Source organism: Pseudomonas californiensis, assembly GCF_021147775.1.
In the GTDB taxonomy this organism is placed as follows: domain Bacteria; phylum Pseudomonadota; class Gammaproteobacteria; order Pseudomonadales; family Pseudomonadaceae; genus Aquipseudomonas; species Aquipseudomonas californiensis.
In genome coordinates this window covers 1-9696 of record NZ_JAGTPK010000068.1, presented here as the reverse complement: position 1 = coordinate 9696, position 9696 = coordinate 1, and the positions used below count along the sequence as shown (strand labels likewise).

The following is a 9696-nucleotide window of genomic DNA, read 5'->3' as shown; positions in this document are numbered from 1 at the left end:
GTCTGACACCACAAGCACCCACACGAATTGCTTGATTCAGTTGTTAAAGAGCGGTTGGTTAAGATCTTTCGTCTCAGCCGAGGCGCGCATTCTACAGCGTCCTCTGTATCTGTCAAGCGGTTATTTCAGGAAGTTTTCAAAGTTTCCTTTGCAACTTCAACCACTTGCGCTTCGATCAACTTCGCGTTGCTCGTCAGCGGGAGACGAATTCTACAGCATTACAACCGCATGTCAAACTCTTTTTTCTCACCGCTGTCGATCAACTTTCAATCGACCTCCTTCCTCGCTGACTCTCTTCGAGAAACCCTTGCAACCTGTTGATCTACAAGGCTTTTTCGTTTCCGTCTGCGCCGGAAGTGGGGCGAATTATAGACACCTGAGAGAGGGCGTCAACCCTTATTTTGAACTTTCTTCAGAAACGAGGGTTACACGCCCAAAAGCCTTCTTCCCGGCCTGGCACACATGAGTGGCGCCCACCTTGAAGACAAAGGCTCTATCTACTACCTCACCATCTATACGCACACCGCCAGAAGCGAGCAGGTCGCGAGCAACCGCAGCATTCTTTACCAGCCCTGCTTTATTAAGGACGGCCGAGATAGGCATATCTTCAGCAGCGCTTACTGATATTTCCGGCAGATCGTCCGGCAACTCGCCTTCCTTCATGCGGTTACCAGCGGAACGGTGCGCAGTAGCAGCAGCCTCTTCGCCGTGGAAGCGAGCAACAAGCTCTTCGGCCAGCTTGATCTTGATGTCGCGAGGGTTCGCACCCGCGTCGCAATCAGCCTTGAAGCCGTTGATCTCATCCATAGACCGAAAGCTCAGCAGTTCGAAGTAACGCCACATCAGAGAATCGGGGATCGACACCAGCTTGCTATACATAATGCCGGGAGCTTCCTGAATGCCGACATAGTTGCCCAACGATTTGGACATCTTCTTGACACCGTCCAGACCTTCCAGCAAAGGCATGGTCAGAATGCACTGCGGCTCCTGCCCATAAGCACGCTGCAGCTCGCGCCCCATCAGCAGGTTGAACTTCTGATCAGTACCGCCGAGCTCGACGTCAGACTTCAGCGCTACCGAGTCATACCCCTGGACCAGCGGGTAAAGGAACTCATGGATCGCGATGGACTGATTGCTCTTGTAACGCTTGTCGAAATCATCACGCTCAAGCATGCGCGCGACGGTGTACTGCGAGGACAGACGAATGAAGTCGGCAGGACTGAGCTTGTCCATCCACGTCGAGTTGAATGCCACTTCGGTTTTGGCGGGATCAAGAATCTTGAAAACCTGAGCCTTGTAGGTCTCGGCATACTCAAGAACCTGCTCACGTGTCAGCGGGGGACGCGTGGCGCTCTTGCCGCTTGGGTCACCGATCATGCCGGTGAAGTCGCCGATCAGGAAGATGACCTGATGGCCCAGCTCCTGAAACTGACGCAGCTTATTAATAAGGACAGTGTGACCCAGGTGCAGATCGGGTGCCGTGGGGTCGAACCCTGCCTTAATACGCAACGGCTGGCCACGCTTGATTTTCGCGACCAGCTCGGCCTCGACCAGAAGCTCATCCGCACCGCGCTTGATCAGCGCCAGCTGCTCTTCAACCGACTTCATATCAGCCCCCAATTCAAAGGGAACCAACCATACAAGATCAGAGCCCAATTACAAGTTTTTGCCCAGGCTTCGCCTACGAATCAGTGACTGATACGTGGGAAGGGTTGCTTCGAGCAGGTTTTGGTTATATTTTATACAGTTATTTCATCTTCATCATGTCATTCATCTTTTCCATTTCACCTTTTTCAAAGTCAAATTACCTATGATAGACACACCGCCTAAAGCGCCCCCGCTTTATCCGAAGAGTCACCTGCTCGCTGCCAGCGGCATTGCTGCACTGCTAAGCCTGGCGCTTCTGGTTTTCCCTTCCAGCGAAGTTGAAGCAAAACGAACCAATCTCGCGCTTGATCTGGAGATGCCTGCGGATTCGAACGCACAAGATCAAGACGCTTCTCAGGCCGATCAAGCCACACCTGAAAACGCTGTTTCTCCGTTTGCCCAGGTAGAAACTGATACCGACACCGCCACTGCAACCGTCGACGCTCAGACCGAAGCCACAAAGCCGGCGCCTGAAGTCGCCAGGAATCCCAATCACCGTGAAGTCGTTGTCGCCAAGGGCGATACGCTTTCCACGCTGTTCGAAAAGGTCGGCCTGCCCGCAACCACCGTCCATGAAGTCCTGGCCAGTGACAAGCAGTCCAAGCAGTTCACCAAGCTTCAAAACGGTCAGATCCTGCAGTTCGAACTCGCCAACGATGGTCAGCTCAAGCAGTTGCACACCAAGCTCAGCGAGCTTGAGACCATCAGCCTGTCCAAAACCGGCACGGGTTTTACCTTCAATCGTGAAGTCAGCAAGCCCAATGTGCGTAATGCTTACGTTCACGGCGTGATCAACAGTTCCCTATCGCAGTCTGCCCAACGCGCGGGCCTGACGCATACCATGACCATGGACATGGCCAATATCTTTGGCTACGACATCGACTTCGCGCAGGACATCCGAAAGGGCGACGAATTTGACGTGGTCTACGAACAGAAAGTCGTCAATGGCAAGAGCGTTGGCACGGGCAACATCCTTTCGGCACGCTTTACCAATCGTGGCAAGACCTACACGGCAGTCCGCTACACCAACAAGCAGGGCAACACCAACTATTACACCGCTGATGGCAACAGCATGCGCAAGGCGTTCATCCGTACGCCCGTAGACTTTGCGCGGATCAGCTCAATGTTTTCGATGGGCCGCAAGCACCCCATTCTGAACAAGATTCGCGCCCACAAAGGCGTCGACTATGCTGCTCCACGCGGCACCCCCATCAAGGCAACGGGCGACGGCAAGGTGCTGCTCGCAGGCCGACGTGGCGGCTACGGCAATACCGTGATTATCCAGCACGGCGATACCTACCGCACGCTGTATGGCCACATGCAGGGTTTTGCCAAAGGCGTACAGACAGGTGGAACGGTCAAGCAAGGTCAAGTGATCGGCTATATTGGAACAACCGGCTTGTCGACAGGCCCGCACCTGCACTATGAATTCCAGGTAAACGGTGTGCACGTCGACCCACTGGGGCAGAAACTTCCGATGGCGGATCCGATCGCCAAATCCGAAAAACAGCGGTTCATGCAGCAAAGCCAGCCATTGATGGCGCGCATGGACCAGGAAAAGGCCACCACCCTGGCCTCGAATAAAAGGTAACCCATGGCCTTCTTCTATATAGGTGTGATGTCCGGCAGCAGCCTCGATGGGATTGATATCGCCCTATTGGAGCAGGATGACCGACCAAGACTTCTGGCAACTCATTACATTCCCATGCCGGAAGACCTGCACGCCGAGTTGCTGGGGTTATGCTCCAGCGGTCCGGACGAACTCACCCGCGCGGCCCTGGCGGAGCAAAAGTGGTGCAAGCTGGTTGCGCAAGGTGTATTGGCATTGCTTGCAGACCAGAACATGGTCGCAGGGCAGATCCGTGCGATAGGCAGCCACGGGCAAACGATTCGTCACGAACCTGCGCGCGGTTTCAGTATTCAGATCGGCAACCCTGCGTTGCTGGCCGAATTGACTGAAATCACCGTGGTCAGCGACTTCCGACGCCGCGATATTGCAGCGGGTGGTCAAGGCGCGCCGTTGGTGCCCGCCTTCCATGAAGCGCTGTTTGATGACAACAAGGACCGTCGCGCCGTCCTGAACATCGGCGGGTTCAGTAACCTCAGCTTGATCGAGACTGATCGTCCGGTATCCGGTTTCGACTGTGGGCCGGGCAATGTGCTGCTTGATGCCTGGATACAGTCGCAACGCAGCCAGAACTATGACAAGGACGGTGCATGGGGCGCCAGTGGCCAGGTTGACCCTGCGCTGCTGAGCAAGCTGTTGAGCGATCAATTCTTCCTGACCAAAGGCCCGAAAAGTACCGGCCGGGAAGTGTTCAACCTGGGCTGGCTGCACCATCACCTTTTCCAACTGCCGACACTTGCGCCGGAAAACGTTCAGGCGACACTGCTCGAACTGACGGCCCTGACAATCACCGAATCGCTGAAGTCTGCGCAATCAAGCACCAAAGAGCTTCTGGTGTGCGGAGGTGGAGCGCACAACAAGGCATTGATGGATAGACTGGCGGCCTTGCTGCCCGAAACCAGCGTCACCAGCACAGCCGAATTCGGCGTGGACCCTGATTGGGTAGAGGCTATGGCCTTTGCATGGCTGGCTCATTGCTGCCTCGAAAGCGTCCCCGCCAATCGTCCTTCAGTGACTGGCGCGAAAGGCCTTCGAGTTCTGGGTGCAATCTATCCTGCTTGACCCCAATGCCCACCTCTAGCCACAACAAAAAACGCCGCTCATTGAGCGGCGTTTTTTTGTGTCTGCGGTGCAATCAGATCGAGAACGACGAACCACAGCCGCAGGTGGTCGAAGCGTTCGGGTTCTTGATCACGAAGCGCGAGCCTTCAAGCCCTTCCTGATAATCCACCTCAGCGCCCGCCAGATACTGGAAGCTCATCGGATCGACCACCAGACTGACGCCTTCGCGCTCGACGATGGTGTCATCGTCTGCAACGTCTTCATCGAACGTGAAACCGTACTGAAAGCCAGAGCAACCGCCGCCGGTCACGAAGACACGCAGCTTAAGGCGATCATTGCCCTCTTCATCGACCAGAGTTTTCACCTTGCGCGCTGCACCTGGGGTGAATTCCAAAGCCGTGGGCGTGAAGGATTCGACACTCATGTCAGATATCTCCCGGCAAAAAGCCGTCGTAATGCGTAATGACGGCCATTATCCGCTTCTCCTAGAAAATCGGTCAACTATTTGCAGAGCAGTGGTCTTGCACAACCGGTTGATGACTCAAGGCATCATACCCGCATGCGACAGCCCGAAGCGCTCATCCAGACCAAACATGATGTTCATGTTCTGGACAGCTTGACCCGAAGCGCCTTTGACAAGGTTGTCGATCACGGAAAGCACGACAACCAGATCACCGCCCTGGGGACGATGCACAGCGATACGGCAGACGTTGGCACCTTTCACACTGCGGGTTTCCGGGTGGCTACCCGCCGGCATCACGTCCACAAAAGGTTCATCGGCATAACGCTTCTCGAACAACGCTTGCAAGTCTATCGAGGTGTCGGTGACTGTTGCGTAAAGTGTGGAGTGGATACCACGGATCATAGGCACCAGATGCGGCACGAAGGTCAGGCCTACGTCGCCGCCAGCTGCACGGCGCAGCCCCTGAGTAATTTCAGGCAGATGACGATGCCCTTTGACGGCATACGCCTTGAAACTCTCGTTGGCTTCCGAATACAGCGATCCGATACTCAAGCCACGCCCTGCGCCACTGACACCGGATTTGCAGTCAGCAATCAAACGACTGTTATCGGCAATACCGGCTTCGAGCAATGGCAGGAAACCCAATTGGGTTGCGGTCGGGTAGCATCCCGGCACTGCGATCAAACGGGCATTTTTGATCTGCTCGCGATTGACCTCAGGCAGACCGTACACCGCATCCTGGAGCAGTTCCGGAGCGCCGTGAGGCTGGCCGTACCACTTGGACCACTCTACGGGATCCTGCAAACGGAAGTCGGCAGACAGGTCGATCACACGGGTGCCGGCTGCCAGCAATTCACCGGCCAAAGCATGAGCCACGCCGTGTGGCGTGGCGAAGAAGACCACGTCACAAGCGCCCAGAGTTTCGACATCAGGTACGCTGAACGCCAGGCCATCGTAGTGACCTCGCAGGTTCGGGTACATGTCGGCAACTGGAAGGCCGGCCTCCGAGCGAGAGGTAATCACTACCACTTCTGCCTGCGGATGCTGTGCCAACAGACGCAGCAGCTCGACACCGGTGTAACCCGTGCCGCCGACGATACCGACCTTGACCATAACCTGCCCTCAACGAAACAACTGGAAAGCGGTCGATAATATGGGGCTATCGCGTCTGCGACAACCGACAACGTGACGTATGGACGTACAAGCCACTACTATTCGGCCACCGTGAAACTGGGAATAACTGAAAAATGCTCTATTTATGGATCAAAGCGCTGCACATTATTTCGATGGTCTGCTGGTTTGCTGGCCTGTTCTATCTGCCGAGGCTGTTCGTCTATCACTCGATGAGCGAGGACGCGGTGAGCCGGGATCGCTTTGCGGTGATGGAGCGCAAGCTCTACAGAGGAATCATGGGCCCTGCGATGATCGCCACATTGATTTTCGGCGGCTGGCTGATCAGTTTCAATCCCGGCGGCTATTTCAGCCAGGGCTGGATGCACGTGAAACTGACGCTGGTGGTTCTGCTGATTGGCTACCACCACGTGTGCGGCGCGCAGGTCAAACGCTTTGCACGCGGAGAAAATGGCCGCAGCCACGTTTTCTATCGCTGGTTCAATGAAGTACCCGTGCTAATTCTGATCGCCATCGTCATCCTGGTGATTGTAAAACCGTTCTGATCTTGTGCCTGATTAAGGAATGACCTGACCTCATAATGATGACAGGAGGCTTTGCCCCGCAGAGCCGCCTGCTCTCGCTCTTTTACCCCAGACAAGGAAGCGCTGCCGTATGACTGATACCCACTTCAAGATCATGTTTGAAGGACAGGTGCGTCATGGCGTCGACATCGACACCGCAAAAGACAACCTCGCCCGCCTGTTCAAAAGTGAGCCAACGGCCGTCCAGAAGCTGTTCAACGGTCAACCCGTTACGCTCAAGCGTGGCCTGCCTTACGAAGAAGCCGAGCTCTATATCAAGGCGCTCAACGAGGCGGGCGTCGAAGCCAGGATTGAAGCCGACCCGGCCATCACTCTGAGCATGAACGAGGCCAATTCCCTGACGAAAGATTCGACGCCCTCTCCTCCGCAGGATTTCTCGCCTTACGCACCACCAAAATCCCAGGTAGGTCCGGAACTGACGGGGCACTCAACGCTGAAAGTGTTCAGTGTTCAGGGCCGAATCGGCCGTCTTCGTTACCTGGCATGGACAATGGGTCTGTGTGGGGCCGGATTGGCAGCGTTCCTCGTCACCCTGTCGGTCATTGGAATGACGCTGGTCGGCGGCGGCTTGCTGGCTGCGGTCCTGGTCATGGCATTTGCAGTGGTCAGCACGATGATAGGTGTCCAGCGGCTGCATGACATGGGCTGGTCAGGATGGCTTTTGCTGCTGACCATCGTGCCCTTTGTCGGCAGCTTATTCCCGATTCTCATGATGCTGCTGCCAGGCACCAGGGGGCCGAACAAATACGGCGCGCCTCCACCACCAAACTCACGAGCCGTGAAGGTAACCGCAAGCCTGTGGCTGTTGTTGATCCCAATCCTCCTGATTGGCGGTATTCGTGGTGGTATTGATTCACTTCGAGAAGAAGTGGAGATCAAGACCAACGAGTATGAGCAGTCCCTGCCTTACGACGATGAAAACCAGAGTGAGGACCTGCAACAGGCACCGTCAAACGCTGAACAAGCCTCTGAAGAAGAAAACGACAAGTAATGTTTGTCGATGGCCCGGTAGACTGCCGACCGCAATACGCTCAATGGAGAAATGCATGACCCGTTACGCCCTGATCACCGGCGCATCCAGCGGCATAGGCCTGGCCATGGCCGAAGCGCTGGCACGTCGTGGTCGCAGCCTTATTCTGGTAGCCAGACAACGCGACCTGCTGGAAACCATTGCGCTGGAACTCACCCAGCGTTTCGGTGTAGAGGTACTGATCCGCGCTTGCGATCTGGGCGAACCGCTACGACTCTCGGGCTTTCTGCTTGAGCTTGAAGATGGCGCGCACCAGATTGATCTACTGGTCAACGCAGCTGGCATTGGCACCTGCGGACCTTTTCTCGCGCAGGAGTGGGGCGCCGAGCAAGACCTGATTGATCTGAATATTCTGGCCCTCACGCGGTTGTGTCACACCGTGGGCAACCTTATGGCCATCCAGGGCGGCGGCCAGATTCTCAACGTTGCATCGATCGCCGCCTTCCAGCCAGGCCCGTGGATGAGCACCTATTACGCCAGCAAGGCGTATGTCCTGCATTTTTCTGAAGGCTTGCGTGAAGAAGTGAAAAAAGCGGGTATCAATGTGTCAGTCCTGTGTCCCGGACCAACACGAACGGCGTTTTTCCGCACGGCACAGCTTCAGGTCAACACTGAAAAGCTGATCAGCGCGCAAGAGGTCGCGCTGTATACCGTACGCGCGCTGGCGAAGAATCGAGCGGTGATCATACCGGGCCGCAGCAACGCGCTTTGGTCGCTCAGCCCACGCCTGGTATCGCGCTGGCTGGCGCGCCAGATCAGCGGCTATATCAACAAGAAGTATTGCCCGCGCTGAGCGACAAAGGGCTGGGCGGTATTTATTCCGCTAAGTACACTTTGCCGTATCAGCGCTCAGCAGCATCTGGCATGCCCATCAACCTACAAGGAGAAACGGCTGTGGATACTTTGTTCACCAAGATTATCAACCGGGAAATTCCGGCCAAAATCATTTACGAAGACGATCAGGTACTGGCATTCCACGACATCGCCCCCCAGGCACCGGTGCACTTTCTGGTCATTCCCAAAAAGCACATTCGCACCCTGAACGACCTGACCGAAGAAGACAAAGGACTGGCAGGCCATATCCTGTTCACCGCTCAGCGTCTGGCCAAAGAACTGGGCTGCGAAGACGGTTTTCGTGTGGTCATGAACTGTAATGAGCTCGGCGGCCAGACCGTCTATCACATTCATATGCATGTGCTGGGTCAGCGTCAGATGAACTGGCCGCCAGGTTGATTCGATATTTCAACGGCTTGGCCCCTGCCAGTCCTCCGAGGAGGTACTGGCAGGCTGACGCAGCCCGAGCCTCCGTTCCTCGATTGGGGTAAACTGCCTTCCATGGTTTTTCCGGAGGCGCCAATGGCTACCGAACGTCACTATTCCCCCCTTGATCGCCTGCTCCTGCAGGCCGACAGTGCGATGCGTACGCTGCTACCGTCCAATGGACACTCGCAACGTCCCTCCCCTGCTATCGTGCAACCTGACCATAAGATGGATGATGCCGATACGCGCCACGTCGCGGGTCTGATGCGCATCAATCACACTGGCGAAGTGTGCGCGCAGGCGCTTTACCAGGGCCAGGCGCTGACCGCGAAACTTCCCAAAGTGCGTAAAGCCATGGAGCACGCGGCGCAAGAAGAGATCGATCACCTGGTCTGGTGCGAGCAACGCATTCATCAGCTGGGCAGCCATACCAGCATTCTGAACCCGCTGTTTTACAGTCTGTCTTTCGGGATGGGTGCGGCGGCAGGCATCATCAGTGACCGGGTGAGCCTGGGTTTTGTGGCAGCGACGGAAGATCAGGTGTGCAAGCACCTGAGTGAGCATCTGGAGCAACTGCCACCCGAGGACGAAAAGTCCCGGGCCATCCTGAAGCAGATGCTCAGCGATGAAGAGCACCATGCCGAATCGGCGCTGGAGGCCGGAGGGTTCCGCTTTCCAGGACCGATCAAGTTTGGCATGAGCGTGCTGGCGAAGGTCATGACCAAAAGCACGTACCGCATCTGATCCGGACGGGTACAAAAAAAGGCGCCTTCAGGCGCCTTTCTTTTGTCACGTGTCCCGTCCTGAATAAGGTTTACACCTTCTGACCTTTCCTCAGGAGGATTCAATGGACTCAGGCAAAAGGCGTAGCCAGCGCGATTACACGCTAGCT

10 protein-coding genes are annotated in these 9696 nt (G+C 55.9%); 7 read left to right on the top strand and 3 right to left on the bottom strand.

What is annotated here, in order from left to right; translation table 11 throughout:
• Positions 1-396: 396 nt before the first annotated feature.
• Entirely contained in the window at positions 397-1608 is a 1212-nt protein-coding gene (gene tyrS, locus KDX37_RS28230; protein ID WP_231656494.1) for a tyrosine--tRNA ligase, read from the bottom strand.
• A gap of 202 nt (positions 1609-1810) precedes the next feature.
• Here tyrS and KDX37_RS28225 point away from each other — a divergent pair, with 202 nt between their 5' ends.
• Together KDX37_RS28225 and KDX37_RS28220 are read left to right on the top strand one after the other, a co-directional pair.
• Complete coding sequence (locus KDX37_RS28225) at positions 1811-3238, top strand: peptidoglycan DD-metalloendopeptidase family protein (RefSeq protein ID WP_231656493.1); 1428 nt, start codon at positions 1811-1813, stop codon at positions 3236-3238.
• A gap of 3 nt (positions 3239-3241) precedes the next feature.
• Positions 3242-4336 (top strand): anhydro-N-acetylmuramic acid kinase, encoded by a 1095-nt coding sequence (locus KDX37_RS28220; RefSeq protein ID WP_231656492.1) that lies wholly within the window; start codon positions 3242-3244, stop codon positions 4334-4336.
• Positions 4337-4409: 73 nt separating this feature from the next.
• Here KDX37_RS28220 and erpA read toward each other — a convergent pair whose 3' ends face one another.
• Positions 4410-4760, bottom strand: a complete 351-nt coding sequence (gene erpA, locus KDX37_RS28215; protein ID WP_231656491.1) for an iron-sulfur cluster insertion protein ErpA — start codon at positions 4758-4760, stop codon at positions 4410-4412.
• Between the two features lie 117 nt (positions 4761-4877).
• Complete coding sequence (gene argC, locus KDX37_RS28210; RefSeq protein WP_231656490.1) at positions 4878-5912, bottom strand: N-acetyl-gamma-glutamyl-phosphate reductase; 1035 nt, start codon at positions 5910-5912, stop codon at positions 4878-4880.
• Between the two features lie 134 nt (positions 5913-6046).
• Between argC and hemJ the strand changes: the two genes are divergently transcribed.
• From hemJ to coq7, 5 genes are all read left to right on the top strand, one after another.
• Positions 6047-6475: a protoporphyrinogen oxidase HemJ gene (gene hemJ, locus KDX37_RS28205; RefSeq protein WP_231656489.1), complete on the top strand. Its 429-nt coding sequence runs from the start codon at positions 6047-6049 to the stop codon at positions 6473-6475.
• A gap of 109 nt (positions 6476-6584) precedes the next feature.
• Entirely contained in the window at positions 6585-7505 is a 921-nt protein-coding gene (locus tag KDX37_RS28200) for a DUF805 domain-containing protein (RefSeq protein WP_231656488.1), read from the top strand.
• Between the two features lie 55 nt (positions 7506-7560).
• Positions 7561-8337, top strand: a complete 777-nt coding sequence (locus tag KDX37_RS28195; RefSeq protein ID WP_231656487.1) for an SDR family NAD(P)-dependent oxidoreductase — start codon at positions 7561-7563, stop codon at positions 8335-8337.
• A 101-nt stretch (positions 8338-8438) separates the two neighbouring features.
• A complete protein-coding gene (locus KDX37_RS28190; protein WP_231656486.1) occupies positions 8439-8777 on the top strand; it encodes a histidine triad nucleotide-binding protein in 339 nt (112 codons plus the stop codon).
• A 123-nt stretch (positions 8778-8900) separates the two neighbouring features.
• Positions 8901-9548: a 2-polyprenyl-3-methyl-6-methoxy-1,4-benzoquinone monooxygenase gene (gene coq7, locus KDX37_RS28185; protein ID WP_231656485.1), complete on the top strand. Its 648-nt coding sequence runs from the start codon at positions 8901-8903 to the stop codon at positions 9546-9548.
• Positions 9549-9696 lie beyond the last annotated feature (148 nt).